Below are 26,089 nucleotides of genomic sequence, written 5' to 3'. Positions count from 1 at the left end.
TCCGCCTTCCCGATTGTCGGTGGGTTACGGCTTCGCCTAACCCGCCTTACGAGATACTCACGGCTTCGGCATAGATTCCTTCAGCGTATTGCCGACGAAATCGGCAGCATGGCGATAGGCGGCATCGTTGTCGCCGCGGAAAGTCACCGTTCGCCGCATCAACAGTTTCTCGGCTTCGAGATCGAGCAACTGGATTTCGCCCCATTGCACCAGCGTGCTCATCTTGCGGATGCCGCCATAGACCACGAGCCGCGCGCCGGCCTTCCGTGCGGCGGCGATGAAAACGTCCTGCGACATGCTGGTAGCAGTGCAGGGATGATCGGGACACTCGATCGGCACCACGCGATAATCGCCCTGCGCTGCCAGATTGTCGCGCAGCAACGCGGCAAACGACGCCACGCGGGCCTGATGTTCCGCGCTCTGGTCCAAAACCTCGCCGGAGGTATCAAAATAATCGAAATCCGCCACGGCCACCGCGATCGGCCCGGCGGCCGGCGACCCGCCCGATGCAAACGACAGCGCGGCTACCGCCCACAGCATCGTCAGCACGGCGCTGGCGCCGTTGCGCCGGCGCGACGCGCGCCATCCGGTTGCCGTTTGCGTCATGTCTGGCCTCCTTCAACTCCGAGTCAGCATCGCTCCGCTGCCAACGAGGCCGAACTGTAACAAGGGGTTGATGATTTCGCTAACCCATTCCGCGGCTCCGTCTTTGAACCTTGTCGCCCTCGTCGCTACTCAATCGGTGATCGGGCGCTGAGCCCCGTATTTCAAACAGGAGATTGAAGATGCATCGCATTCTTGCTCTTTGCGCCGTTGCCGCTATCGGTTTCACCGCGCTCGCCGCCTCGAGCCCGGCCCAGGCCTCGTATAACTTGATCCGCTGGCAGGACACCGGCTTCTGCCAGATCTGGGACCAGAGTATCCCGACCGCGCCGTATCCCGCGAATTACATCGTGATCATAGGCAGCGAAGTGCCGACTTTCGGCGATGCGCTGGTGTTCAAGGATGGTCTGTTGCGCAACGGGACCTGTTCGTTCTGAGCCGGCATGTGTAGGGTGGGCAAAGGCGCTCTTGCGCCGTGCCCACCACTCCAACCGATGATCTGAATGGTGGGCACGCTGATGCTTTGCCCACCCTACAAGTCGTGACGTGGTCTCCGCTTCCCACCTTGTACAAGCGGGCGCGCTTGCTATCCTCTGGCAAAACCAAGCAAGAGGAACGCTCCATGCCACTTCTCCAAAATCACATCGCCGTCATCACCGGCGCAGGCTCCGGTATCGGGCGCGCGATCGGGATCGGCTACGCCCGCGAGGGCGCGCGGGTCGTGCTGCTCGACAGGGACGAGATGGCGGCGGCTGAGGCTGCGAAGGAGATCCGCGACGCCGGCGGCAATGCAGACAGCTTTGCGCTTGACGTGGCCAAACGCGAGGATTGCGTCGCGATGGCGAAGCGGATCGCCGACAAGGTCGGACAGGTCTCTATCCTCGTCAACAATGCCGGCATCGTCCGCCGAAACGGCATGCTGGGCGCGGCTGAGGCTGTCATCAACGACTGGGAAGACATCATCGCGATCAACCTCACCGGCGTCTTCAACGTGACGCATGCTTTCCTCGAACCTTTGCGCGCGAGCAAGGGGCGCATCGTCAATATCGGCTCGATACAGTCTTTCGTGCATGTGCGCACGCCGAGTTCGCCGGCCTATACCGCCTCCAAGCACGGCGTGCTCGGCTTCACCAAAGCGCTCGCCGCCGAACTCGGCAAAGAAGGCGTCCGCGTCAATGCGATCGGCCCGGGCTTCATCGCAACGCCACTGAACGCCAATGCCCGCGCCAACAACCCGGAACTGGTGAAAACCTTCATGGATCACACGCCGCTGGGACGTGCCGGCACCGCGGAAGACATCGTCGGGCCCGCGATCTTCCTGGCGTCCGATCTTTCGGCTTACGTTTCCGGGTCGATCGTGATGGTCGACGGCGGCTATCGAGCGGTGTGAGGTCATCATGTCCAACGCCCCGCATTTCGACATCGATGTCCCCGCCTTCTGGGCCGATCCCTATCCCGCGCTGGCGAAGATGCGCAAAGAGGCGCCGATCGCGTTCGTACCGCAGCTCGGCTCGACCGTATTCACCCGGCGCGATGACATCTTCACCCAGGAGAAGCGCATCGACATATTCTCCTCGCACCAGCCGAACGGGCTGATGAACGTGCTGATGGGCCACAACATGATGCGCAAGGACGGCGAGGCGCATATGACAGAGCGGCAGGCGATGTTTCCCGCCGTGTCGCCGCGCACGGTGCGCGACACCTGGATCCGGCAGTTTCAGGGCCATGCCGACCGCATCCTCGACGAGCTCGCGCAGCAGGGCGAAGCCGATCTCTGCAAGGCGTTCGCGCTGCCGCTGTCGGCCGAATGCCTGAAGGACGTCACCGGCCTGACCAACATGCGCTATCAGGACATGGACGCGTGGTCTCAGGCGATGATCGACGGCATTGCCAACTATACCGGCAACAAGGAAGTCGAGGCGCGCTGCCATGCGGCGACCGCCGGCATCGATGCCGCGATCGACGACATGATTCCGGTGGTGAAGAAACACCCCAACACCTCGATCCTGAGCGTGCTGCTGGCTTCAGGCCAGAACATGGAAAGCATCCGCGCCAACATCAAGCTTGCGATCTCCGGCGGCCAGAACGAGCCGCGCGATGCGATATCAGGCGCGACCTGGGCGTTGCTGACGCATCCCGAGCAGCTCGCGCTGGTGCGCGAGGGCAAAGCGAAGTGGATCGACGTGTTCGAGGAATATGCGCGCTGGATCGCGCCGATCCAGATGTCGCCGCGCCGCGTTGCAAAGCCGTGGAATTATCACGGCGTCGAGTTCGAGCCGGAGGACCGCGTGTTTTTCATGTTCGGCTCGGCCAACCGCGACGAGGCCTGCTTCAGCGACCCGGATCGTTTCGACATAAACCGCGATAACCAGAAGAGCATCGCCTTCGGCGCCGGCCCGCATTATTGCGCCGGCGCGTTTGCTTCCCGCGCGATGGTGGCCGATGTCGCGCTGCCGAGCCTGTTCGCGCGGCTGAAAGGCCTGCAGCTGGACGAGCGCGAACCGGTGCGGATCGGCGGCTGGGCGTTTCGGGGGTTGCTCAATTTGCCGGTGAAGTGGGACGCAGGGTGAAATCTAGCTCTAACCAAACCTCGCCCGCGAGCGCTCCCTCGCCTTCTCGGCCTCGATTTCGCGGTCGCGTGGCGGCGCGTTGGTCTGCAGCGAGGCCAGCAAGCGCCGCGCGCTGTCGGAGACTTCGGAAACCGCGCGGTTGAACGCCTCGGCGTTCGCCTGCGACGGCGAATTGAAGCCGGAGAGTTTTCGCACGAATTGCAGGGCGGAAGCATGGATCTCCGCAGGTGTGGCTGGGGGATCGAAATTGAACAGGGTCTTGATGTTGCGGCACATGGTTCTCTCTTCTGCAGAGGTCTTCGATCAAGGACGAACGGCCGGTGCAAAATCCGACGGCGTGGCCTATTCTGTCATGAAACACGCGGCGCGTTCACCCCTGTCGGCACCTGCAAGCAGCGAGTTCCCGATGACCCATGTGACCTACAAGATCGTCGAACATGACGGTGGCTGGGCCTACACCGTCAACGGCGTGTTTTCCGAGCCGTTTCCGAACCGTGCCGCGGCGCTGGCAGCCGCCCGGCGCGTAGCCGCCGAGCAGCGGGTGCCGGGTCGTACGGAGGTGATCGAATACGAAACCGCTGACGGAAGATGGCATTCGGAAACCGCCGCGGGCAACGACCGGCCGGAAACCGAGGTGGAGGGCTAATGCATTGTTCGGCAATGTGGTGACGGAGAAATCGCCGGTGTGCTAGGTTCCCCGACCAAGCGGTTCGCAAAGATAGCCGCAGGCTTGGAAAACTGTAAGCCTTGGGGAGACCATGATGAATTTTTCGCATGCCGCCTTTTCGGCCGCCGCATTGGCCCTCACCACCATCACTGCTTTCGCCGCCGACTATCCCGCACCCAAGCAGGGCGAATGGATCGCCAAAGATTTCAGATTCCACACCGGCGAAACGCTGCCGGAGCTGCGGCTTCACTACACCACCATCGGCGAGCCGACCGGGCAGCCGGTGCTAGTGTTGCACGGCTCGGGCGGCTCGGCGGCCAGCATGCTGACGGCTGGTTTCGGCGGCGAGTTGTTCGGCCCCGGCCAGCCGCTGGATGTCACGAAACACTACATCATCATCCCTGATAGCGTTGGCCACGGCAAATCGTCAAAGCCCTCCGACGGCCTGAAAACCACGTTTCCGAAATACAATTACGAGGACATGGTCGATGCGCAGCATCGCCTCGTCACGGAAGGACTCGGCATAAAGCATCTGCGGCTCGTCATCGGCAACTCGATGGGCGGCATGCACACTTGGATCTGGGGCGGCAAATATCCGCAATTCATGGACGCGCTGGTGCCGATGGCCTCGCAGCCGACCGAGATGGCGGCGCGCAACTGGATGCTGCGGCGGATGATGCTGGAGACCATCCGGAACGATCCCGACTACAATGGTGGCAATTACACCGCCCAGCCGCGCATGATGAAATATGCCATCAACGCCTATGGCATCGCGACCGGCGGCGGCACGCTGGCCTATCAGGCACTGGCGCCGACGGCGGCGAAAGCCGACAAGATGGTCGACGACCGGCTGGCAACCGCTGTTACCGCCGACGCCAACGACTTCATCTACCAGTGGGAAGCCTCGCACGATTACAATCCGGCGCCCTCGCTGGAGAAGATCGAGGCCACGCTGCTCCTGATAAATGCCGCCGACGACGAGCGCAATCCGCCGGAAACCGGCGTCACCGAGGCGGCGATGAAGCGCGTCAAGAACGGCCGCCTGTTACTGATCCCCGCCTCCAGCGAGACGCGCGGCCATCTCACGACGGCCAATGCGAAGTTCTACAAGCAGGAACTGCAGGAGTTGCTGCGGAGCGCGCCGCAGCGGGCGATGTAGGCCCGGCAGCGAGCGTGCCATGTCAACCAGCCGTTTTCGCCGGACCGCACTCGCGCTTCTCGATGCGGTGGAGAGCGCGCATCACGGCAAGGCTGATTTCCGCGTCGGCAAGCGCATCTTCGCAACGCTAGGCCATCCCGACGAAGACTGGGGCACGGTGAAGCTGACGCCTGAGCAACAATCGATGCTGGTTGAGGCGGAGCCCGAAATTTTCCGCCCAGTACCGGGCGGTTGGGGCAAGCAGGGCTACACCAAATGTGCGCCTCGCCAAGGCCGATGCGGCGACGCTGAAAAGCGCGCTGACAATGGCGTGGGAGAATGTCGCGCCGAAGGCTTCCACCAAACGGCGCGCGACAAAGGAGCCTTGATTTCGCGCGCATCGACCTGCGGTCCCGCAGCTAACATTGCTCAATCCAATCATCCATTGCGACCGGATTTTCGAAACTCGGGGCAACTACCCCACGGGACGTTGCGCGCGCGCTCTTTGTCGGGACTACCTTTCAGCCCAGCGTGCAGAACGTTCACTGCCTGCAACTCGTATCGATCGGTGGCGAGGTCATGAGAAAAGATCAGGTCAATGGTGGTGTACCACCATATCAGGCAAAGAACACATGCAGGCGCGAACCGAACCTGCGGCAGGTAGTATGTGAAACGAACGCGCGAAGCGGCGCGATCCCGGCGCATGTCCGGCACTTCTTGAGTCTGGACGTATTCTGCGCCCATGCTGCGCATAACAGCATGGCCCGAAGCCAGTTGGCGATCGATGGACGCGTCGGATCCAGCAAGCTCTCTGACATATGAGAGAAGCTGATCATTGAGATTGCTGTTGAAAGATGCTGTCGGACCTCGAAATCCACTATCCGACGGCCAAAACGCCCCATTCGACAGACCGGGCCATACCGTCCAGCCTTGAGCGCCGGCCCGAGACAGAATGCGTTGGTATTCGATGTCGCTAATGGAACCGATGCTGCATTTCTCCTGCCCGAAGAGTTCGGTGAAGCTGAAGGCCCAAAGCAATATGGGGAGCGCAAACAGCAATCCCACGGGTGAAAGCAGGCCTATCGCAATCTTGTTCGTATCCAACGCGTTTCCAATCGTGACGATGACCGTAGAGCGGCTCCTTCCACCAACCACTAGACCGCATGTTAGGCAGCTTGCTGCGCCCGGCAGCTCACCACGAATCCACACGCAAGATCGATAGCACGTTCGTGCTTTTCCTACACTTCAATGCAGCAATCAGTTCGGTGCAACGGTTGAGCCAGCCGTGGCTCGCATCAGACTGTGTACAGGGCGACGAGCGAGAGAGTCCGAATGTCGCATGCACCAATTTCGCAACGACACATCGCTCATTATTTGAGCGTGCATCCCCAAGCCGGCTCCGCTTGAATTGTCCTCGGATTACGAATCGTGGGTGGCGTGCCCGCCCGGACAAGACAAACAGAGCGGAGGATCGGATGCGAAGGCTTGCGCCATTCGGCTTGCTTGTCTGCCTTTCGGTACTGGGCAGCACAGCGCTCGCCCTCGACAGGGGCCAGTTCGATCATGTCCCGCCCGATATCCGCGCGTGGTTCAAGCGGGTGGTCTCGCCGAGCGGCGTGCCCTGTTGCGATATTTCCGACGGCCATCGCACCAGCTACGACGTTCGCGGCGGCACTTATTGGGTGCCGATCGAGGGCCAATGGATGCAGGTGCCCGAGCGCGCGGTCATTCGCGACCAGGGCAACCCGATCGGCGAAGCCGTGGTGTGGTACGTGCACCACCGCGGCAGCATCATCATCAACTGCTTCGTGCCGGCGGACGCGGTTTGACGGTAGGAAACGTCATTGCGAGGAGCGATAGCGACGAAGCAATCCATCTATCCCGCGCGGAGAGGTGGATTGCTTCGCTTCGCTCTCAATGACGGAGCCAGAAGCCAGAAGCCTTCCAACCTGGGGATGACGTGAAAATGCGGGGATGGTAGTCTGTCAAAAATCGACCGGAGGAATCCCTTGTCCGATCTTGCCGCTTCCGACCTCGCCACGATCTATCCCGCTCCGACGCCCCGCGTGATCGCCAAGGCGCGGCCGGAGATCGACGCCCACGCGAAGAAATTCATCGGCATGTCGCCGTTCTGCGTGCTGGCCACATCAGGCTCGGACGGCAGCGTCGATGCGTCGCCGCGCGGCGGCAATCCCGGCTTCGTCCATGTCGCCGGGCCGAACCTGCTGCTGATGCCGGATCGCTCCGGCAACAACCGCATCGACAGCTTTCGCAATATCGTCGAGGGCTCGGGCTTCGTGCAGTTGATCTTCTTCGTACCCGGGATCGACGAGACGCTGCGCGTCGGCGGCAAGGGCAGCCTCTCGGTCGATCCGGAGCTGATGGCGTCGATGATCGAATTCGGCAAGCCGCCGCGCGCGGTGCTGCGCATCGAGGTCCGGGAAGCCTATTTCCACTGCGGCAAGGCGCTGATGCGCTCGAAACTGTGGGCGGCCACGCAGGTCGAGCGTTCGGTGATGCCGAGCATCGGCGAGGTGATCCACGACCAGACCGGGCTCGGCGAGCGCGAGAGCCAGGAAGTGATTTACGAGCGCTACAGGACGCAGTTGTAGTGCGATATCTTTGGTGACCCGAATCCGGTCGTCATACCCCGCGAAGGCGGGGTATCCAGTACGCTGCGGCTCTTCGGTTCAGTTACTGACGCTCTGGAATAACTGGATCCCCACACTTCTGTTTAGCCCGGAGACATGGCTGAAACCTGTTCCGAGATGTCGGCTAGTCCCCGTTCTCCAAGCCGCCGACATGCTTCTGCGTGTAGAGCTCGAGCCCGATGCGCTGGATCAGGTCGAGCTGGGTTTCGAGGAAGTCGATGTGATGTTCCTCGTCCTTCATCACGCTCTCGAACAAGTCGCGCGAGACGTAATCCTTCACGCCATGGCAGTAGGTCGCCGCTTCCTGATAGAGCGTGCGCGCGGTCATCTCGGTTGCGAGATCGCATTCGATGATTTCCCTGACGTTCTGGCCGATGCGCAGGGGATCGAGCACCTGCATGTTGGGAAAGCCGTCGAGGAACAAAATCCGGTCGGTGAACTTGTCGGCGTGCTCCATCTCCTCGATGGATTCCTTGCGCCAGACCTTGGCAAAATCCAAAAGGCCCCAATTGTTCAGGAGCCGGTAGTGCAGCCAATACTGGTTGATCGCGGTGAGCTCGCTGCGCAGGCCCTTGTTGAGATAGTCGATGACTTTGGGATCGCCCTGCATGGTCCACTCCGATTTCCTCAGGCCAAACGCAGCCTGACACCTGTATTTAGAACGCTTCTAAATCAGTTTGGAGCCAAGGGCAACCGTTCCGCAAAAAAAGCGGTGGGGAACGACGGAAATCGATGGATGCAGAGGGTTTTCAGCAGGCCGCGAGGGCGAACGACGAAGCGGTTTCCTGCGCGGGCTCGTCGTTGGCGGCATGGCGCGTATGAGGGCAACCGGAGCAGCATTCCTTGGCGCAGGCGCCGAGCGCTTCGTCGATAATGGTTTTGATGGTGCGGGCGCAGCGGCCGCATTCGGCGCTGCAGCCGAGGCAACCGTAAATCTGTTTGGGATTTCGCGGCAGGTCCGAAGCTGCACTTACGGCATTACGGACATCGTGGTCGCTCAATACGTTGCAGGAACAGACGATCATGAAACCAGTGGGACCTTCGGTGATGCGGCCTCATCGATATTTAAGAGCGCGCCGAGATGCAAAAGGAAAAGCCGCATTTTCAAGCAATTCCAAACTGATGCCGGGGAAATACTGGAATGAATCTAAAGCCCGGTATTGTGGTAAATCAAACCGGCGCTGACTGGCCGGCGATCCGGCGTCAATCGCCGCCCCCACCGCCATCGCCGCCACCTCCTCCGCTGTCCCCACCGGAACTGTCGCTGGAAGAACTGGAATCATGCGACGACGAAGTGTCGCTGCCGAACCAGGACAGCAGGCTCCAGCCATCGCCGCAGGAACTGTCGCTGGATGTTGTGCCGTAGGTGTCGCCGCCCGCGCTCTCGCGCCGAGGTTTTCGGTTTTGCACCCGGCTCATCAGCAGGTAGCAGATCAGCGTCCCACCGCCGGCCGCCACCATGAATGCCGCAAAACCGTTCATCATCGCGCCCTTGTTCAGCGCCGGCAGGGGAATTTTCGGTATTTTTGCACCGCAAATCCGCCGACCCTTCACCATTTCGTCGCCCGCGGAGGCAGAGCCGTTCATTGATCATTCAAGCGAAATGTGGAACTTTTGCCGGGACAAAACCTAATGTCGTTTGCTCCACGAGAAAGGTGAGGCCATGAAGAAGACATTGATGGCGCTCGGCGCTGCCGCTGCGTTGGCCGTTTCGGCCGTCGCTGTTCCCGCTCCCGCCCAGGCGCAGCGCGGCGTTGCCGCGGGGGTCGCAGCCGGATTGATCGGCGGCGCCATTGTCGGCGGCGCGATTGCTTCGCAGAACGGCTACTATTACGGCCCGGGCTATTACGCGCCCGGCTATGGCGGCCCGGCCTATGTCGTCGATCCCGGCTACGGCGAGTCCTGCATCTGGCAGCGGCAACGGTTCTGGGATGGCTATGGCTGGCGGGTCCGCAACGTCAGGGTCTGCGACTAGCGTAGCGGCCGTTCATCTTCATTAAATTGCGCTCAACACCCCGGAAGGGCGCCGCCTTTGCGGGGATGCGTATCATTTCCGGCCCGAAAAAACCGTTTTTTTCGACAATCATCTGCGAACGTTTACTTTCGATTGACCCATGTGCGCTTTTTAGCGAAGCGGCAGTTCGAAACAGCGTGTGAGTCACCCCTAAACCCGGCGCCCGAAGGCGTCACTCCAGGAGAGCCCAGGACATGAAGAAGACATTTGCTGCCTTCGTCGCGGTTGCAACGATTGCCGGTTCGCTTGCCTCGACGCCCGCGAGCGCACAGCGTGGCGTTGCCGCAGGCGTGGCGGCCGGCCTGCTCGGCGGCGCGATCATCGGTGGCGCGATCGCCTCCAGCCGCCCGGCCTATGGCGGTCCGGTGTATGTGGAAGAAGCGCCCTATCCGGCGTGCCGCATGGTTCGCGAGCGCTTCTGGGACGGCTACGAGTGGCGCTTTCGCCGCGTCGAGGTCTGCAACTGATCTGATCGATCGGCGCGCGAGCCGCGCGTCATGATCCGAAGCCCGGCCGATATTTCGGCCGGGCTTTTTGTTTGTCGCGACCTGTAACCCGGATAGAGCGAAGCGAAATCCGGGGTAGGTTCATCCACGGATGAAATTGTCCCGGATTGCGCTACGCTCCATCCGGGCTACGGGAAAGCAGCGCTATCTCGCCCCGTTCATCGAGCGCAGCACCGCTTCACTCGGCCAGCAATCCACCTTCAGGCCCGCGGACTTCTGATACTCGCCGAGCGCCGCACGGGTCTGCATGCCGGCCTTGCCGTCGAGCTTGTCCTTGTAGAGACCGATGCGCGTCAAATGGCGCTGCATGGCCTCGACATCGGCCGAGCGCAATTGCGTCGAGGCCGACCATGGGGTTGCGAAGGGCAGCGGGCTTACCATGCGGTCGGCGAGATGGCCGACGAACAGCACGTACAGATCGGAGAAATTGTACTCCTTGATGACAAAATAGTTTTTCGTGGTCAGGAACGACGGGCCGTAGATGCCCTCCACCTGCAATAGCGAGGCCGGCTGCGCCTGCTCGGCCGCGCTCAACTTCTGCCCGCGCACCGGCACAAATCCTGCGCGCAGCCATTCGGCGATCGGCTTGGTCACCTCGGGCACGCCCATGGTGCAATCGACATTGGCGGGCGCCTTCACCTCATAGGCCCAGCGTACGCCCGCCTGCCAACCCTTGTTGACGAGCTGCCGCGCAGCGGAGGCCAGCGCGTCCGGCACCGAGTGCCAGATGTCGACCCGGCCGTCGCCGTCGAGATCGACGCCGTGGTTGTAATATTCGGACGGCAGGAATTGCGTGTAGCCGGTGGCGCCGGCCCAGGATGAGCGAAAATCCCTGCGCGCCACGGCGCCCTCGCCGAGCAGCTTGAGCGCCAGGATGAATTCGGTGCGATACTGGTCCTTGCGGCGGCCGACATAGGCCTGCGTCGCGACTACGCGCAGCGTGTCGTAAGGCAGCCGGTAGCGGCCGTAATCGGTTTCGCGGCCCCAGATCGCGAGCACAATGCTTGCGGGCACGCCGAAGCGCTTTTCGATCTCGGCGAGCGCGGCGCGATGCTTCTGCATCAGCTTCTGCCCCTCCGCCGCCAGCCGCGCGATGGAAGCTTCCTTGACGTAATCGGCCGGCACCTGCACGAACTCGGCCTGCGACGGCGCGCCGGTTGGCGGCCGGCCAGGCAGCAAGAGATCGGGCAATTTGTAATCGGGCTCAAGCCCCCTCGTCTCCGCGTCGAACGTCGCGCGCGACACGCCGGCCGCCTGCGCCTCCGGCCACAGCGAAGCAATGAATTGGGTGAAGGCGGCGTCGGCGGCGTGGGCCGGGCGCACCGCGCCTGGCGTCATCGCTGCCAGTATCAGAACCGCGGCTATCAACCTCTGTCGCAAACCGGAATCCTGTCGATCGACATGCCGCCCATCAATGCAAGACGGCCTGTTTGGCGTGTTCGGTGGAAACATTCGACAACTTGTCGACGTAGGCAATGCCGATCGCCGACAGAATGAAAACCGTGTGGATGATGGTCTGCCACATCACGCCGGTTTCGGTGTAGCCGCTCTTGCCCGAGGTCAATCCTCCGGCCTCGATGAAGGTGCGCAACAGATGGATCGACGAGATGCCGATGATGGCCATCGCGAGCTTGATCTTGAGCACGCTGGCGTTGACGTGGCTGAGCCATTCCGGCTGATCGGGATGCCCTTCCAGATTGAGACGGGAGACGAACGTCTCGTAGCCGCCGACGATGACCATCACCAGCAGGTTGGAAATCATCACCACGTCGATCAGGCCCAGCACCGCCAGCATGATCTGCTGCTCGCTGAAATCGAAGGCGTGGGCGAACAGGTGCCACAACTCCTTCAGAAACAGCACCACATAGACGCCCTGTGCGACGATCAGGCCAATATAAAGCGGCAGTTGCAGCCAGCGGGAGCTGAAGATCAGCAGCGGGATCGGACGCAATGCCTTCCCCTGAGCTTCGGGCGGCATGGGCGTTTCGGGCGTAAGGGACATTCAGGAGGGCTCACTGCGGGGATTCGAATTCCGGAAGGAGGCCTATATCTACGCAATCTGACCGCGCTGTGAAGCGACAACTGGCCGCAGCGCATATTACGGGATCGTCACGTTAAGCGGACTTTCACGGCAAAATGGCGGTCTTGCACGCGCCGGCGTGAAAAGTTTGCCCAAGCCTGATCTCGCGATCGAGACGACCGCGTTGGGAATGCAAAGACGATGCAGCGGCGTTCAGCGCCTGCCGAACTCACCGCGTCAGCTTCTTGTACTTCACGCGATGCGGAATGATGCTGTCCTGGCCGAGCCGGCGCATCTTGTCTTTTTCGTAATCCTGGAAGTTGCCTTCGAACCATTCGACGTGGCTGTCGCCCTCGAAGGACAGGATGTGGGTCGCGATACGGTCGAGGAACCAGCGATCGTGGCTGATGATCACGGCGCAGCCGGCAAAGTCCTCCAGCGCCTCTTCCAGCGCACGCAGAGTATCGACGTCGAGGTCGTTGGTCGGTTCGTCGAGCAGCAGCACGTTGGCGCCTGATTTCAGCATCTTGGCCAGATGCACGCGGTTGCGCTCACCGCCTGACAACGCGCCGACCTTCTTCTGCTGGTCGGCGCCCTTGAAGTTGAACGAGGAGCAATAGCCGCGCGAGTTGACCTCGCGCTTGCCGAGCAGGATCAGTTCGTTGCCGCCGGAAATCTCCTCCCACACCGTCTTCTTGCCGTCGAGATCGTCGCGCGACTGGTCGACGTAGCCGAGGTGTACGCTCTCGCCGACAGTGATGGTGCCCTTGTCCGGCTTTTCCTGACCGGTGATCATGCGGAACAGCGTGGTCTTGCCGGCGCCGTTGGGGCCAATCACGCCGACGATGCCGCCCGGCGGCAGCTTGAAGGTGAGATCCTCGATCAGCATACGGTCGCCGAAAGCTTTGGTGAGGCCTTCGAAATCGACGACGTTCTGGCCGAGGCGTTCGGCGACGGGAATGGTGATCTGCGCGGTCTGGGTCTGCTTCTCGCTCGCCTGCTTGAGCAAGTCCTCATAGCGCTGATAGCGCGCCTTGGACTTTGCCTGACGCGCCTTCGGGGAGGAGGCGATCCACTCCTGCTCGCGGGCCAGCGTCTTCTGATGCGCGACTTCCTCGCGGCCTTCCTGCTCGAGGCGCTTCTGCTTCTGCACCAGCCAGGACGAATAATTGCCCTCGTAAGGAATGCCCTTGCCGCGGTCGAGTTCGAGGATCCAGCCCGTGACGTTGTCGAGGAAGTAGCGGTCGTGGGTCACGATCAGGATCGCGCCGGGATAATTTCGGAGATGACCTTCCAGCCACGATACCGACTCGGCGTCGAGATGGTTGGTCGGCTCGTCCAGCAGCAAAAGATCTGGCTGGTCCAGCAGCAATTTGCACAGTGCGACGCGGCGGCGCTCGCCGCCGGAGAGTTTCGTGACGTCGGAATCGTCGGGCGGACAGCGCAGCGCGTCCATCGCCTGGTCGACCTTGCTGTCGAGATCCCAGAGGCCCTGGGCCTCGATCTCGTCCTGTAATTTGGTCATCTCATCGGCGGTCTCGTCCGAATAGTTCATCGCCAGCTCGTTGTAGCGATCGAGGATCGCCTTCTGCTTGGCGACGCCCTGCATGACGTTTTCGCGGACGGTCAGCTTGGGGTCGAGATGCGGCTCCTGCTCGAGATAACCGACGCGGGCACCCTCGGCCACCCAAGCCTCGCCGGTATATTCCTTGTCGAGGCCGGCCATGATCCGCAGCAGGGTCGACTTGCCGGAGCCGTTGACGCCGAGCACGCCGATCTTGGCATCGGGGTAAAACGACAGATGGACGTTATCGAGCACCTTTCGGGTCGGGTAGCTCTTAGTCAGACCCTGCATGAAATAGATGAATTGGCGAGCCATCGCGATCCCTGGAACCTGTTGGATTTTGCGGAGATTTGCTGCCGCTGATGTAGCGGCGCAGCCACCAAAGGGCAACCGCAGGAGGGCGTTTTCCATCCGTTCACCACGGATGAATACGGGATGGTCACCATGTCCGCCGAGATCCCGACAATTGAAACTATCTTTTAATAAATCGGGCGAAAAATCGTTTTCAGCGCCGAAAAAGGCGTTTTGAAAACAAGGGCCCCCCGTCATGGCTACGATCGGTTCGGCATCCCTTTCCGCCCCGGCTCACGCACACGCCGGACTGGCAAAACCGGTGGCAGAGCTCCGCGCTTTCTGGCGCCAGTTCGTTGCCAAGGCGTTCAACCCCTACCGCCCGGAACTGCACTACATGCGCGGCCCGGGACCGGCCTGGCGCGCCAAGCATCTCGGCCATTCGACCCGAGCTCTTCCGGTTAATTGAGGCGGCCCGCAGCTCATTTTTTGACGCGTTTTCTTCACGCGAACCGGTACCCACCCCCGAATCAAATCCGAGGGCATGCTTCGCTTGAAAACGCTATTTGTCCGCTTGCGCCCTTTTCGATTGCGCGCAACCATGGCCACCTGCCCTGACGGTCAATCCGCCGTCATATTCGCCATCAACGGACCTCTCAAATGACGCGGCTGCGCTGTGCAATCCTCGACGATTATCTCAATGTGGCGCTTAAGGTCGCCGACTGGTCCAAAGTCATCGATCGCGTCGACGTCACGGTGTTCAACCAGCCGTTTGCGAACGAGGAAGCCGCGGCCGGCGCGCTGAAGGATTTCGAGATCATCTGCGCGATGCGCGAGCGCACCCCGTTCCCGCGCACCATGTTTGCAAGCCTGCCCAAACTGAAACTGCTGATCACCTCGGGCCTGCGCAATGCCGCGATCGACATGGAAGCCGCCAAGGACCGCAAGGTGGTGGTGTGCGGCACGCAATGGGGCCGCGATCCAACCGCGCCGCTGACCATGGGCCTGATCCTGGAACTGACCCGCAATATCGGCCGCGAAAACGCCCGCATGCATGCCGGTGAGCCCCTGCAGAAATTCGTCGGCGTGGAAATCGAGGGCCGCACGCTCGGCGTGATCGGCCTCGGCAAGCTCGGCACCAAAGTATCAAAGCTGGCGCAGGCCTTCGGCATGAACGTGATCGCGTGGAGTCAGAACCTGACGCCGGAAAAATGCAAGGAAGTCGGCGTCACCTATGTGAGCAAGGAAGAGCTGTTCTCGACCGCCGACATCGTCACCATCCATGTGGTGCTGAGCCAGCGTTCGCGCGGGCTGGTCGGGGCTGCCGATCTCGCGCGGATGAAGCCGACCGCTTACCTCGTCAATACCGCCCGCGGGCCGATCGTCGATGAAGGCGCGCTGTTGGAAGTGCTGACGCAAAGGAAGATCGCCGGCGCCGGGGTCGACGTATTCTCGGTCGAGCCGCTGCCGGTCGACCATCCGTTCCGCAAGCTCGACAACATCGTGCTTACGCCACATCTCGGCTACGTTACCGAGGACAGTTTTCGAAACCACTATCAGCAGATGGTCGAGGGCATCGACGCCTGGTTCAAGGGCGAGCCGAAGCAGCGGCTGGCCTGAGCGCGCCCGCTCTCAAGCCGCGGCTTTGTGGTCCGTGGATTGTCTGGCGGCTTCCGCAAATCCTTGACGCCAGGACGAATGCGCCGGCTGCCAGCCGAGCTCGCGTTTGGCCTTGGCGTTCGATCCTCCCCGCACCTGCGTCATCATCGCAACCATGTGTTCGCCGGCCAGCAATCGGCCGAGCCAGGCCGGCACACGGTATGGCGGTCTGGCGCCGACCGTAGCCGCGAGGGCCGGCAGCCACACCTTAACCTCGGCCGGCTCATCGTCGACGATGTTGTAGATGTTGCCGGGCCTCGCATGCTCGATGGCCGCAACGGTTGCGGACGCAGCATCGTCGACGTGGATAAACGACCACCAGCCGCCACCATCGCCGATGACGGGCACACGGCGGCGGCGCAACTGGTCGAGCATTGCGGGAGCGAGCATGCCGGTGCCGGGGCCATAGAAATATCCGTATCGCAGCGCGATGCCTTCGGGCAGCGTCGAGCCGGTGACGGTCTGCTCCAGATACTGGATCGCTTGCAAGGTCCGGTGCAGCTCCTGCGGCGGCTCCGCATCAAACGGGTCTGTCTCGGTTTTCACCGAGCCGCCGCTGCGGTCGTAGGCCCATCCGCCAAAACTCTGGGCAATGAAGCGGTTCGCGCCCGCCTTGCGCGCTGCGGCGAGAAGAATGTCGGTGCCCTGTGTACGCAACTCGTTGGTTTTGGCGAAGGCGCGATCGAAATGGCGCAAATCCGTGAGGCCCGCCAAATCCGTCATTTGATGGATGACGATATCGGGCTTGGCGGAAGCGACCGCAGCCTCAACGGCCGCGGCATCCAGGCCATCGGCAACGGCGGGTTCCGCCCCCATCCGTTTGATGGCCTCGGCCTTACCAGCTCTATGCGTCATTCCCACGACCGAGTAACCTGCCGCGATCAGCGCGGCGACGAGCGGACGGCCCACGGCGCCAGTGGCGCCTGCAACGAAAATCCGCATACGGAATCCTCCTGTTGCTGCCCACAATTCTGGCCGGCAGGTAGTAGAAGGAAATGTGAATTCAAGCGCACGAATGTGGCTGAAGGCCGCGGTTCAGTCCGGGCTTGTTCCGCAAACGCCAAGCCGCATCGCGCGCGGATCGATAACAGAAAAGGCGCGCTGTGGGCGCGCCTTCGAAACGTCGTTGTGACTGAGGACCTAGCGAATTGTGACCGGCGCGGGCAGCGGCGGCACGACGGTCGGCTGACCGCCGGGGCCGGGCGCCAGTTGGGCCTGTGCCGGTCCGGGGGCCGCTGTGGCAGCCGGCGCGCCACCCGGCGGCGGCGGTGCGGCCGACGCGGTTGCGGTGTTGGCGGGCGGCGGGCCACCAGGCAGCACCACGACGCGGGTGCCGACCTTGGCGCGCTCGAACAGGTCGGAGACGTCCTCGTTCAGCATGCCGATGCAGCCCGAGGAGACGAACTTGCCGATCGTCGAGGGCTGGTTGGTGCCGTGGATACGGTAGACGGTCGAACCGAGATACATCGCGCGCGCGCCAAGCGGGTTGCCGGGGCCGCCGGCCATGAAGCGCGGCAGATAGGGCTGGCGCTCGATCATCTCGGTCGGCGGATGCCAGTCCGGCCACTCGGCCTTGCGGGAGATCTTCTGCACGCCGTTCCAGGTGAAGCCGTCGCGGCCGACGCGGACGCCGTAGCGGATCGCACGCCCGCCACCGAGGATGTAATAGAGGTGGGTATTGGCGGTATCGACGACGATGGTGCCCGCGGGCTCCTTGGTTGCAAAGGCCACTTCCTGACGGCGCAGGTGCGGCGGAAGCTGCGCGGGGCCGACTTCCGGCTGTTCTTCCGGCGGCAGCGCAGCGAGTTGCACCGGCCTGCCATCGGCTCCAACGGCGGGGGCGCCGGCGGCGGGTTGCTGCGGTTGCGGCAGCGCGCCGGTCGCGGCGGGCGCCGGTGCGGCGCCGATCGCCCCCGGGGGGCGCAGGCCAGCGCGGTCGTCGTTCGGATAGACGATACCGGCGCCCGGAATGCGGGTATCGCCGCGATCCGAATACACCGGCGGCTGCGAACCGGGCGGGCGGTCCGCATAGATCACCGGCGGCGGACCGGCAGGGCGGCCGTAACGCGGATCGTCGGGAGAAAGGATCGGGCCCGTGGGCATCGGGGCGCCACGGTCCGAATAGACCGGGGCAGCGGCCGGGCGGCCATAGCGGGGATCGCTGGGCGATAGCACCGGGCCGGGCGGCGGCAACGCGGCCGAACTCGGCGCGTTCGGCGCCTCGTCGTCTTCCAATGCGTCGAAATCAGGTTCGCCGGGGCGGCGTTCGTCAACCGCATAGCCACCGGGCACGTACGGTCCCGGAGTAGCCGAATAAACCTGGCCCGGAGACGCCGGATAGCCCTGCTGAGCGTGGGCGAGCGAAGTTCCCGCCATGCCAGCGGCCATGGCGGCACAAATCGTCAAAATGCGGTTGTTCATCATCGCCTTTGTATAGACCCCAAGCCCCACCGGACGGTTAACGGCAGATGACGGAAGATCGCGGCGCATTCAAGACAAATCCGCGAAATTCGGCCCGCACCAGCCATTTGTGATTGCTGCCAGGCTGCGGCAAAGATGCCTCAGCGCGCCGGAAATCGCCATTCGCGTGTAGTGCGCGACTTCAAACGCAGATTTTGTAACAAAAAGCCGCCGGGCGTTGAGATACTCTCAAATCGGCTTGATTCGCGCGCGCCCCCGCCCCGGCGCATCCGGCCGCATAGTGGTCACCGCGTTCCCCTTGGCAATCAATAACCCTCCAGCGATCAAGGAGGGGTGGAACTCGCGTCCATGCTTCCCGGCTTTCGTTTCTTGTTCACCGCGATCGTGCTTTCGATGTCGGTCTTGGTTTTTGGTCTTGGCGCTGCCGCCCTGTTGCGGGCCGCGCATGAGGAATTTGCCAATCTTCCCTCACGGCGGGCGGCGCCCGAGCCCATGTTCGCCCGCCAGAACGACGACCCGCTGCCGACATTGGCGTTGCTGCGCGTCGAGCCGCCGGCCGTGGAAAAGCCCGCGGACAATGTCCCGGCCGCCACCGTTCCGGAAACAGCCTCGGACTCGCCGGCGGCCGTCGGGCAAACTCCGGAAGCCAGTCCGGTAGAGTCTGGGAATCTGGCTGTGCTGAAACCGGCAGAGCCGATGCAGGCCGAAGCCGCCAAGGAAGCTACCAAGGAAGCCACCAAGCCGGAACCTCCGGCGCAGGAGGCAAGCGCGGACACACCGCCCGCGCCGGTCTCTCCGGCGGCAACCGACGCGCCCGCAACCAATACGGAAGTGAAGCTAGCCGCTGTCGCGGAAACGCCCGGACCTTCGGCCGTGGCGACGTCGTCCCCGGCCGAGCCGACGGAAGCGGCTTCACCTGAAAGCAGCCCCGCTGTGACGAGGATCGCGACGCTCGGCGGTCCCGCTGTTCTCATCAATGAAAAGACATCTATCACGGACGCGAAAACCGACCGCCGCGCAATCAAGAAACTTGCCGCACAGCGGGCTCGCGAAAAACGGCGAATTGCGGCGGCGCGCCGCGCGCGTCTGGCACGTGAGGCAGCGCTGACCCTGCAGCAGCAACAACCCAATCCGTTCTTACCGCTCCCGGTGATGCGCGCGACGAGGTAGCGTCCAAAAATTTAAGGATCAGGCCGGGCCGGTCGCGACCGGCGGGCCGTCGGCTGCGCCCCACTCCGTCCACGAGCCGTCATACAGCGCCGGGTTCTCGACACCGAGACGATAGAGCGCCAGCGTCAGCACGGCGGCGCTGACGCCGGATCCGCAGCTCGTGACGGTGGGCGCATCGAGCTTCACGCCGGCGCCGGCGAACGCGGCGCGCAACTCGTCGAGCGGCTTCATCGTGCCGGTCGCGGCGTCGAACAAATTGTTGTAGGGCAGGCTGAGGCTGCCAGGGATATGGCCGGAGCGAAGGCCCGGGCGCGGCTCGGCGACCTTGCCCTGATAGCGTTCATTGGCGCGTGCATCGATCACCTGCTCGGCGCGGGTTGCGAGGTTGGCGATCAATTGCTGCATGCTGCGCACGCGCCGCGCATCGAACGTCGCCTTGAACGTCGAAGGCTTCGGCGCGACCGGCCCGCTATCGACCTTGCGGCCTTCCGCGATCCACTTCTTCAAGCCGCCATCGAGCACGCGCACGTCCTTGCCGAACGACAGGAACATCCACCACACCCGGGGTGCGGCGACCCAGCCGCCGGAATCATAGACCACGACGGTGTCGTCATTGCCGATCCCGAGCGCGCCGACATCGCGGCCGAATTGCTCGGCGGACGGAAACATGTGCGGCAGCGGGTTGGAATGGTCGGACACCGCGTCGACGTCGAAGAACACCGCGCCCGGAATATGCGAGGCGAGATAATCGTCCTTCGGCAGCGGCAGCACGCCCGGCATCTTGAACGAGGCGTCGACCACCTTGACGTTCGGATCGTTCAGGTGCGCGGCGAGCCATTCGGTGGAGACGAGCGGGTCGGTTGTAGTGGGCATGAGAATTCCTTGTTGTCATTCCGGGATGGTCCGAAGGACCAGACCTCAGATGCGCAATTGCGCGTCGGGGAATCTCGAGATTCCGGGTTCGCGCTTCGCGCGCCCCGGAATGACTGGAGGCGGTTACCCCTTCTTCTTCGGCTCCCACTTCTCGACCGGGCCGCCGGCGTCGCGCCAGGCGGCGAAGCCGCCGCCCATATGGGCGACTGGCTTCAGGCCCATGTCCTGCGCGGTCTTGGCGGCGAGCGCCGAACGGAGGCCGCCGGCGCAGTGGAAAATGAACTTCTTGTCTTCCTGGAAGATCGGCTTGGCGTAGGGGCTTTGCGGATCGATCCAGAATTCCAGCATGCCGCGGGTGCAGGAGAACGCGCCTGGGATTTTGCCCTCGCGCTCGATCTCGCGGGGATCGCGGATATCGACGATCACGACGTTGGGGTCTTGCGCGGCCTTGATGGCGTCGGCGGCGCTGACGGTTTCTATCGCGGCGTTGGCTTCGTCGAGCAGGGATTTGATGCCGCGGCGAATAGTCTGGGGCATTGATTGCGCCTTTCGTTCTTCTTGATCTGTCATTCTGGGGCGCGCGCAGCGCGAACCCGGAATCCAGAGGTTATTTCACTCGCTCCAGATTCCGGGTTCGATGCTTCGCATCGCCCCGGAATGACAGCAACCGCCGTTACCGCACCAATTCCTTCATCGCGCCTTCGAGGCCTTCGATCGTGATCGGATACATTCGATCCGAAAGCAGCCGGCGGATGATGGTGGTGGATTCCGAATAATCCCAGTGCTTCTGCGCTACCGGATTGAGCCAGACCGTATGCGGATAGGTGCGCGTGATACGTTCCAGCCAGACCGAGCCGGCCTCCTCGTTGACGTGCTCGACCGAGCCGCCCGGCACCATGATCTCGTACGGCGACATCGAGGCGTCGCCGACGAACACCACCTTGTAGTCGTGCGGATATTTATGCAGCACGTCCCAGGTCGGCGTGCGGTCGGTGAAGCGGCGCTTGTTCTGCTTCCAGACGCCTTCATAGAGGCAATTGTGGAAGTAGAAATATTCCATGTGCTTGAACTCGGATTTCGCCGCCGAGAACAGCTCCTCGACCTGCTCGATGTGGGAATCCATCGAGCCGCCAATATCGAAGAACACCAAAACCTTGACCGCGTTACGCCGCTCGGGCCGCATGTGCACGTCGAGGTAGCCGTGGTTGGCGGTCTCCCGGATCGTGGTGTCCAGATCGAGCTCGTCGGGCGCGCCGGTGCGGGCGAACTTGCGCAGGCGGCGCAGCGCAATCTTGATGTTGCGGATGCCGAGCTCGACATTGCCGTCGAGATCTTTGAATTCGCGCTTGTCCCAGACCTTCACGGCGCGGTTGTTGCGGTTCTTCTCCTGCCCGATTCTGACGCCTTCCGGATTGTAGCCATGGGCGCCGAACGGCGAGGTGCCTGCCGTGCCGATCCACTTATTGCCGCCCTGGTGGCGGCCCTTCTGTTCCTCAAGCCGTTTGCGAAGCGTCTCCATGAGCTTGTCCCAGCCCATGGCTTCGATCTGCTTCTTCTCTTCCTCGGTGAGGTATTTCTCCGCGAGCTTCTTCAGCCACTCCTCGGGGATCTCAGCCTTGTCCATGGCGTCCAAGAGGTTTTCCAGCCCCTTGAACACGGTGCCGAAAACGCGGTCGAACTTGTCGAGGTTGCGCTCGTCCTTCACCAGCGCCGCCCGGGAGAGATAGTAGAAATTCTCCACCGTCTGATCGGCGAGATCGGCGTCGAGCGCCTCCATCAGCGTCAGATATTCGCGCAGCGTCACCGGGACCTGCGCGTCGCGCAACGATGTGAAGAATTGCAGGAACATGGGATACAGATTGCCCGCCGGGCCGCACACGTCAAGGGCCGACGCATGCCAAAGGCCAGCGCATAGCTGTCAGGCCTAGACCGGGAGGCTTTTTCAATTACAATTGAGCCGTAAAGGGTTTATTCCGGCTGGGGAAATTCAATGGGCATCGTTGCGGCGCTGATCATCGGCGGTATTGCGGGCTGGCTTGCCGGGCTGATCGTACGCGGCGCAGGCTTCGGGCTGATCGGCAATATCTTGATCGGCATCATCGGCGCGCTGCTGGCGAGTTGGCTGCTGCCGCAGCTCGGCGTCAGCCTCGGCCATGGCTGGGTCCGCGACATCGTCAACGCCACGATCGGCGGGGTGATCATTCTGGTGATCCTGTCGCTGATCAGACGCTGAGGACAAGCGCCTCAATTCCAATCGCGACCGCCGGACCGGCGGTCGTTTACTGTTCAGGCCGCCAGCGGCTGACGAACGAACAACAAGGCAAACGAATAGATGAAATTTACCGGCACCAAGGACTATGTCGCCACCGACGACCTCAAGGTCGCCGTCAACGCCTCGATCGTGCTCGAGCGCCCGCTGCTGATCAAGGGCGAGCCCGGCACCGGCAAGACCGTGCTGGCGGAAGAAGTCGCCAAAGCGCTCGGCGCACCGCTGTTGACCTGGCACATCAAGTCGACCACCAAGGCGCAGCAGGGCCTTTACGAATATGACGCCGTGTCGCGGCTGCGCGACAGCCAGCTCGGCGACCCCCGCGTCTCCGATATCTCGAACTACATCAAGCGCGGCAAGTTGTGGGAAGCCTTCACCCATGAGAAGCGCCCGGTGCTCTTGATCGACGAGATCGACAAGGCCGACATCGAATTTCCGAACGACCTCCTGCTCGAACTCGATCGCATGGAGTTCTTCGTCTACGAGACCGGCGAGAACATCAAGGCGAGCCTGCGCCCGATCGTGATGATCACCTCGAACAACGAAAAGGAATTGCCGGACGCCTTCCTGCGCCGCTGCTTCTTCCACTACATCAAGTTTCCCGACGCCGACACCATGGTCCGGATCGTCGACGTGCACTTCCCCGGCATCAAGAAGCGCCTGGTGGAAGAGGCGCTGCGCATCTTCTTCGAGGTGCGCGAAGTGCCGGGGCTGAAGAAGAAGCCTTCGACCTCGGAGCTGCTCGACTGGCTGAAGCTGCTGCTCAACGAGGACATCACGCCGGAAATGCTCAGGGAGCGCGATCCGCGCAAGCTGATCCCGCCGCTGCACGGCGCGTTGCTCAAGAACGAGCAGGACGTGCACCTGTTCGAACGGCTGGCATTCCTCAGCCGCCGCGAAGTGTAATTCGCTGACGACTGCGGCGCCAGAACCTAAGGTTCTGGCGTTTCGTTTTGGAAAACAACAAATGACAAAAGAACAGGGAAGATGAACGTTCAAACCCAGATCGATAAGACATCACTCGGTCATACCGAGCATTTCGACGTCCTGATCGCCGGTGCCGGCATCTCCGGCGTCGGCGCGGCCTATCACCTCACCACGCAATGCCCGGGGACGACGTTCGTGGCGCTGGAGGCGCAGAAGACATTCGGCGGCACCTGGACCACCCACCGCTATCCCGGCATCCGCTCCGACAGCGATCTGCACACCTTCGGCTACCGGTTCAAGCCGTGGACGACAGCACCGATCGCGAGCGCCAAGGAAATTCTCAAATACATGGGCGAAGTGATCGAGGAGAACGATCTCGCCCGTCACATCCGCTACCAGCACACCATCACTTCAGCCAAATGGTCGAGCGAGGAAAACCTCTGGACCATCGAGGCCACGCGCACCGACACCGGCGAGCAGCTTCGCTTCACCACCAATTTCTTCTGGATGTGCCAGGGCTACTACCGCCATACCGAGGGCTATACGCCGGAGTGGAAGGACATGGCCAAATTCAAGGGCTTGATCGTCCATCCGCAGAAATGGCCCGAGGATCTCGACTACAAGAACAAGCGCATCATCGTGATCGGCTCGGGCGCGACCGCGGCGACCCTGATCCCGGCGCTCGCTCCCGATTGCGCGCACGTCACCATGCTGCAGCGTTCGCCGACCTATTTTCGCACCGGGCGCAATGCGATCGAGATCGCCGAGCAACTGCGCCAATTGCAGGTGGATGAAAAGTGGATTCACGAAATCACCCGGCGCAAGATCCTGTTCGACCAGGACGCCTTTACCCGCAAGACGTTCCATGAGCCGGAAGCGGCGAAGAAGGATTTGTTGTCGGCGGTCGAGGCCTATCTCGGCAAGGACTACGACATCGCGACCCACTTCACGCCAAAATACCGGCCGTGGCGGCAGCGCATCGCCTTCATTCCTGATGGAGACCTGTTCCAGGGCATCAAATCCGGCAAGGCTTCCGTCGTCACCGACGAGATCGAGAGCTTCACCGAAAAGGGCATCCTGCTGAAATCCGGCAAGGAGCTGGAAGCCGACATCATCGTGACCGCAACCGGCTTCAATCTCTGCGCCACCGGCGACATCGAGTTTGCTGTCGACGGCAAGCCGCTCGACTTCGCCGATACCGTGACCTATCGCGGCATGATGTTCACCGGCGTGCCGAACCTCGTCTGGGTGTTCGGCTATTTCCGCGCGAGCTGGACGCTGCGCGTCGATCTGGTCGCCGATTTCGTCTGCCGGCTGCTCACGCATATGAAAGAGACCGGCGCGAAAAAGGTGACGCCACAGCTTCGCCCCGAAGACCACAACATGCCGCTGTTGCCCTGGATCGATCCGGAGAACTTCAACCCCGGCTACATGATGCGCGGTATGCACCTGCTGCCCAAGCGCGGCGACAAGCCGGAATGGCAGCACAACCAGGACTACTGGGCGGAAAAGGACGAATTTCCGGCGATCGACCTGAAGGACAACGCGTTCGCTTACGGCTGAGGCCGGTCGGCTGATGATCTGAGTGACCGCAACATCCCGTCACTCGATAGATGTCATCGGGGACGCGCCTCCATCGCGTTGAAGCGGCCGGCTGGATAAACCCCGGTCAGATCGAAGCCGCTTTGGTTGAGCAATTCGCGATACTGCTTCTTGGTGCGCTCGAGTCCTCCGGGCCCGCGAAGCATGTTCAGATCGCTCATCGCGTGCGCCTTGTCCTCCTCCGTGGCAGTTGGCGTCTCCGGCGTCAGCCGCTCGACCAGCAGCAACTTGCCTCCGTCAGGCAGCGACTGATGGCAGTTGCGCAGGATCGAGATGCTGCGCGCATCATTCCAATCATGAATTATGCTCTTGAGAATGATCGCGTCAGCGACGGCCGGGACGGATTTGAAGAAATCGCCGGCGGCGAATTCGATGCGATCGCTGACGCCGATCTGCCGAAGATGTTTGCCGGCGGCCTCGGCGCACCTCGGAAGGTCGAAAACGGTGCCGCGCATTTTCCGGTTTTGCTGCGCGATCGCGCCGAGCAGCTCGCCGGAGCCGCCGCCGACGTCCATCAGGTGGCATATCCCGCTGAAATCGTAGGAACGCAGGATATCCGGTGTCACCAGCCGCGTGAGCTCGGTCATCGCGAGATTGAACTTGTCGACGTTTCCAGGCGTTCGCCCCATCAGTTCGAAACTGTCGGCAACGCCCTGCAATTCCGAAGGTCTTGCCGGTCATTACGGATTCAAGCATCCCGCTCCAGGATTTTGAAAGCATCTCGGCTTCAAGGATCGCCCAGCCCTTGAACGATTGCTCCGCTTCGCCGTCGAGGCAGGCGCCCACCTCCGTCAAGGCGTAGCCGCCTTCGCCGGTTCGCGAACATATGCCGATGGTGGAGAGCGCGGTGAGCAGACGCCCGAGCGAACGTTCATCCGCGCCGGTTGCCTTTGCGAGCGCGCCTGGCATCTGCGGGCCGTCCCGCAACAGCTCCGCAAGTCCAAGTTTCGCCGCCACGTAGATCACCGCCGTTACACGGTGCGACTGGATCAGATCGAATAGCCTGTGGGCCGATACTTGAGATGCCATCGTGCCGCCTTTGCCGTGGGGCTGTTGCGAACCTCGACTGAGATCTCCCCTGCGAGTTTGCCGCGTGCCGCTCTGAGCCGATTGGCGACACCGCTTTCGTTGGTCGCCGCTGGAG

The 26,089-nt window shown here is 62.3% G+C and carries 30 protein-coding genes and 2 pseudogenes; 16 read left to right on the top strand and 16 right to left on the bottom strand.

The genetic code is table 11. The annotated features are described in order from the left end of the window. Window positions 1-57: 57 nt before the first annotated feature. Entirely contained in the window at window positions 58-606 is a 549-nt protein-coding gene (locus tag HCN58_RS01025; RefSeq protein ID WP_171577517.1) for a DUF2380 domain-containing protein, read from the bottom strand. Window positions 607-785: 179 nt separating this feature from the next. On the opposite strand from HCN58_RS01025, the gene HCN58_RS01020 reads away from it, so the two are divergent. From HCN58_RS01020 to HCN58_RS01010, 3 genes are all read left to right on the top strand, one after another. Next, window positions 786-1,040 carry a hypothetical protein gene (locus tag HCN58_RS01020; RefSeq protein WP_171577516.1) on the top strand — a complete coding sequence of 85 codons (255 nt, stop codon included), beginning with the start codon at window positions 786-788 and terminating at the stop codon, window positions 1,038-1,040. 185 nt (window positions 1,041-1,225) lie between these two features. Next, entirely contained in the window at window positions 1,226-1,993 is a 768-nt protein-coding gene (locus HCN58_RS01015; RefSeq protein ID WP_171577515.1) for an SDR family NAD(P)-dependent oxidoreductase, read from the top strand. 7 nt (window positions 1,994-2,000) lie between these two features. Continuing rightward, window positions 2,001-3,173: a cytochrome P450 gene (locus HCN58_RS01010; protein ID WP_171577514.1), complete on the top strand. Its 1,173-nt coding sequence runs from the start codon at window positions 2,001-2,003 to the stop codon at window positions 3,171-3,173. Between the two features lie 9 nt (window positions 3,174-3,182). Here the strand turns inward: HCN58_RS01010 and HCN58_RS01005 are convergent, their stop codons facing one another. Further along, window positions 3,183-3,449, bottom strand: coding sequence for a DUF2277 domain-containing protein (locus tag HCN58_RS01005; RefSeq protein ID WP_171577513.1), 267 nt, complete (start codon window positions 3,447-3,449; stop codon window positions 3,183-3,185). A 130-nt stretch (window positions 3,450-3,579) separates the two neighbouring features. Between HCN58_RS01005 and HCN58_RS01000 the strand changes: the two genes are divergently transcribed. From HCN58_RS01000 to HCN58_RS37020, 3 genes and pseudogenes are all read left to right on the top strand, one after another. Beyond that, a complete protein-coding gene (locus HCN58_RS01000; protein WP_171577512.1) occupies window positions 3,580-3,819 on the top strand; it encodes a DUF2188 domain-containing protein in 240 nt (79 codons plus the stop codon). A 115-nt stretch (window positions 3,820-3,934) separates the two neighbouring features. Then, entirely contained in the window at window positions 3,935-4,999 is a 1,065-nt protein-coding gene (locus HCN58_RS00995) for an alpha/beta fold hydrolase (RefSeq protein ID WP_171577511.1), read from the top strand. Further along, window positions 4,935-5,159: pseudogene (locus HCN58_RS37020) on the top strand (hypothetical protein); the annotation flags it as partial. The gene HCN58_RS00995 and the pseudogene HCN58_RS37020, both read left to right, overlap by 65 nt. A 257-nt stretch (window positions 5,160-5,416) precedes the next feature. Here the strand turns inward: HCN58_RS37020 and HCN58_RS00985 are convergent. Further along, window positions 5,417-6,082 (bottom strand): hypothetical protein, encoded by a 666-nt coding sequence (locus HCN58_RS00985; protein WP_171577510.1) that lies wholly within the window; start codon window positions 6,080-6,082, stop codon window positions 5,417-5,419. Window positions 6,083-6,453: 371 nt separating this feature from the next. Between HCN58_RS00985 and HCN58_RS00980 the strand changes: the two genes are divergently transcribed. Next, window positions 6,454-6,807 (top strand): hypothetical protein, encoded by a 354-nt coding sequence (locus tag HCN58_RS00980; RefSeq protein ID WP_171577509.1) that lies wholly within the window; start codon window positions 6,454-6,456, stop codon window positions 6,805-6,807. A gap of 180 nt (window positions 6,808-6,987) precedes the next feature. Then, window positions 6,988-7,590 (top strand): MSMEG_1061 family FMN-dependent PPOX-type flavoprotein, encoded by a 603-nt coding sequence (locus HCN58_RS00975; protein ID WP_171577508.1) that lies wholly within the window; start codon window positions 6,988-6,990, stop codon window positions 7,588-7,590. Between the two features lie 163 nt (window positions 7,591-7,753). Here the strand turns inward: HCN58_RS00975 and bfr are convergent, their stop codons facing one another. From bfr to HCN58_RS00960, 3 genes are all read right to left on the bottom strand, one after another. Further along, on the bottom strand, window positions 7,754-8,239 hold the full coding sequence (bfr, locus tag HCN58_RS00970; RefSeq protein ID WP_171577507.1) for a bacterioferritin: 486 nt from the start codon (window positions 8,237-8,239) through the stop codon (window positions 7,754-7,756). A 139-nt stretch (window positions 8,240-8,378) separates the two neighbouring features. Further along, a complete protein-coding gene (locus HCN58_RS00965; protein ID WP_171577506.1) occupies window positions 8,379-8,654 on the bottom strand; it encodes a (2Fe-2S)-binding protein in 276 nt (91 codons plus the stop codon). Window positions 8,655-8,832: 178 nt separating this feature from the next. Beyond that, the gene (locus HCN58_RS00960) at window positions 8,833-9,216 is read right to left on the bottom strand and encodes a hypothetical protein (RefSeq protein WP_210265822.1); all 384 of its coding nucleotides are present in this window, start codon (window positions 9,214-9,216) and stop codon (window positions 8,833-8,835) included. 76 nt (window positions 9,217-9,292) lie between these two features. Between HCN58_RS00960 and HCN58_RS00955 the strand changes: the two genes are divergently transcribed. Further along, window positions 9,293-9,604: a hypothetical protein gene (locus HCN58_RS00955; protein WP_171577505.1), complete on the top strand. Its 312-nt coding sequence runs from the start codon at window positions 9,293-9,295 to the stop codon at window positions 9,602-9,604. 233 nt (window positions 9,605-9,837) lie between these two features. Next, entirely contained in the window at window positions 9,838-10,110 is a 273-nt protein-coding gene (locus HCN58_RS00950) for a hypothetical protein (RefSeq protein ID WP_171577504.1), read from the top strand. A gap of 183 nt (window positions 10,111-10,293) precedes the next feature. Here HCN58_RS00950 and HCN58_RS00945 read toward each other — a convergent pair whose 3' ends face one another. From HCN58_RS00945 to ettA, 3 genes are all read right to left on the bottom strand, one after another. Continuing rightward, on the bottom strand, window positions 10,294-11,487 hold the full coding sequence (locus tag HCN58_RS00945) for a lytic murein transglycosylase (protein ID WP_235983328.1): 1,194 nt from the start codon (window positions 11,485-11,487) through the stop codon (window positions 10,294-10,296). 73 nt (window positions 11,488-11,560) lie between these two features. Beyond that, a complete protein-coding gene (locus tag HCN58_RS00940) occupies window positions 11,561-12,151 on the bottom strand; it encodes a TIGR00645 family protein (protein WP_171577502.1) in 591 nt (196 codons plus the stop codon). Window positions 12,152-12,398: 247 nt separating this feature from the next. Continuing rightward, complete coding sequence (ettA, locus tag HCN58_RS00935) at window positions 12,399-14,048, bottom strand: energy-dependent translational throttle protein EttA (RefSeq protein ID WP_171577501.1); 1,650 nt, start codon at window positions 14,046-14,048, stop codon at window positions 12,399-12,401. Window positions 14,049-14,280: 232 nt separating this feature from the next. On the opposite strand from ettA, the gene HCN58_RS00930 reads away from it, so the two are divergent. Together HCN58_RS00930 and HCN58_RS00925 are read left to right on the top strand one after the other, a co-directional pair. Further along, entirely contained in the window at window positions 14,281-14,493 is a 213-nt protein-coding gene (locus tag HCN58_RS00930; protein ID WP_171577500.1) for a hypothetical protein, read from the top strand. Between the two features lie 191 nt (window positions 14,494-14,684). Continuing rightward, complete coding sequence (locus HCN58_RS00925; RefSeq protein WP_171577499.1) at window positions 14,685-15,644, top strand: D-2-hydroxyacid dehydrogenase family protein; 960 nt, start codon at window positions 14,685-14,687, stop codon at window positions 15,642-15,644. Window positions 15,645-15,656: 12 nt separating this feature from the next. Here HCN58_RS00925 and HCN58_RS00920 read toward each other — a convergent pair whose 3' ends face one another. Continuing rightward, window positions 15,657-16,625 carry an NAD-dependent epimerase/dehydratase family protein gene (locus HCN58_RS00920; protein WP_171577498.1) on the bottom strand — a complete coding sequence of 323 codons (969 nt, stop codon included), beginning with the start codon at window positions 16,623-16,625 and terminating at the stop codon, window positions 15,657-15,659. A gap of 198 nt (window positions 16,626-16,823) precedes the next feature. Further along, window positions 16,824-18,107 carry a L,D-transpeptidase gene (locus HCN58_RS00915; protein ID WP_171577978.1) on the bottom strand — a complete coding sequence of 428 codons (1,284 nt, stop codon included), beginning with the start codon at window positions 18,105-18,107 and terminating at the stop codon, window positions 16,824-16,826. Window positions 18,108-18,452: 345 nt separating this feature from the next. Here HCN58_RS00915 and HCN58_RS00910 point away from each other — a divergent pair, with 345 nt between their 5' ends. Next, window positions 18,453-19,274 carry a hypothetical protein gene (locus HCN58_RS00910; RefSeq protein ID WP_171577497.1) on the top strand — a complete coding sequence of 274 codons (822 nt, stop codon included), beginning with the start codon at window positions 18,453-18,455 and terminating at the stop codon, window positions 19,272-19,274. An 18-nt stretch (window positions 19,275-19,292) separates the two neighbouring features. On the opposite strand, the gene sseA is transcribed toward HCN58_RS00910, so the two are convergent. The 3 genes from sseA to HCN58_RS00895 form a co-directional block, all read right to left on the bottom strand. Continuing rightward, a complete protein-coding gene (gene sseA / locus HCN58_RS00905) occupies window positions 19,293-20,147 on the bottom strand; it encodes a 3-mercaptopyruvate sulfurtransferase (RefSeq protein ID WP_171577496.1) in 855 nt (284 codons plus the stop codon). A gap of 123 nt (window positions 20,148-20,270) precedes the next feature. Beyond that, window positions 20,271-20,684, bottom strand: a complete 414-nt coding sequence (locus HCN58_RS00900; protein ID WP_171577495.1) for a rhodanese-like domain-containing protein — start codon at window positions 20,682-20,684, stop codon at window positions 20,271-20,273. Window positions 20,685-20,820: 136 nt separating this feature from the next. Beyond that, on the bottom strand, window positions 20,821-21,996 hold the full coding sequence (locus tag HCN58_RS00895) for a vWA domain-containing protein (protein ID WP_171577494.1): 1,176 nt from the start codon (window positions 21,994-21,996) through the stop codon (window positions 20,821-20,823). Between the two features lie 141 nt (window positions 21,997-22,137). Here HCN58_RS00895 and HCN58_RS00890 point away from each other — a divergent pair, with 141 nt between their 5' ends. The 3 genes from HCN58_RS00890 to HCN58_RS00880 all read left to right on the top strand — a co-directional run bounded on the left by HCN58_RS00890 (window position 22,138) and on the right by HCN58_RS00880 (window position 24,906). Further along, entirely contained in the window at window positions 22,138-22,380 is a 243-nt protein-coding gene (locus tag HCN58_RS00890) for a GlsB/YeaQ/YmgE family stress response membrane protein (RefSeq protein ID WP_171577493.1), read from the top strand. A 99-nt stretch (window positions 22,381-22,479) separates the two neighbouring features. Next, window positions 22,480-23,322, top strand: coding sequence for an AAA family ATPase (locus HCN58_RS00885; protein ID WP_171577492.1), 843 nt, complete (start codon window positions 22,480-22,482; stop codon window positions 23,320-23,322). An 81-nt stretch (window positions 23,323-23,403) separates the two neighbouring features. After that, window positions 23,404-24,906, top strand: coding sequence for a flavin-containing monooxygenase (locus HCN58_RS00880; RefSeq protein ID WP_171577491.1), 1,503 nt, complete (start codon window positions 23,404-23,406; stop codon window positions 24,904-24,906). 53 nt (window positions 24,907-24,959) lie between these two features. On the opposite strand, the gene HCN58_RS00875 is transcribed toward HCN58_RS00880, so the two are convergent. Further along, on the bottom strand, window positions 24,960-25,604 hold the full coding sequence (locus tag HCN58_RS00875) for a methyltransferase (RefSeq protein WP_171577490.1): 645 nt from the start codon (window positions 25,602-25,604) through the stop codon (window positions 24,960-24,962). Between the two features lie 124 nt (window positions 25,605-25,728). Continuing rightward, window positions 25,729-25,974 (bottom strand): annotated as a pseudogene (locus HCN58_RS37335) (methyltransferase family protein); the annotation flags it as partial. Between the last annotated feature and the right edge of the window lie 115 nt (window positions 25,975-26,089).

It is taken from the genome of Bradyrhizobium australiense (assembly GCF_013114825.1).
GTDB lineage: Bacteria > Pseudomonadota > Alphaproteobacteria > Rhizobiales > Xanthobacteraceae > Bradyrhizobium > Bradyrhizobium australiense.
This window is presented reverse-complemented; position numbering and strand designations above follow the sequence as displayed.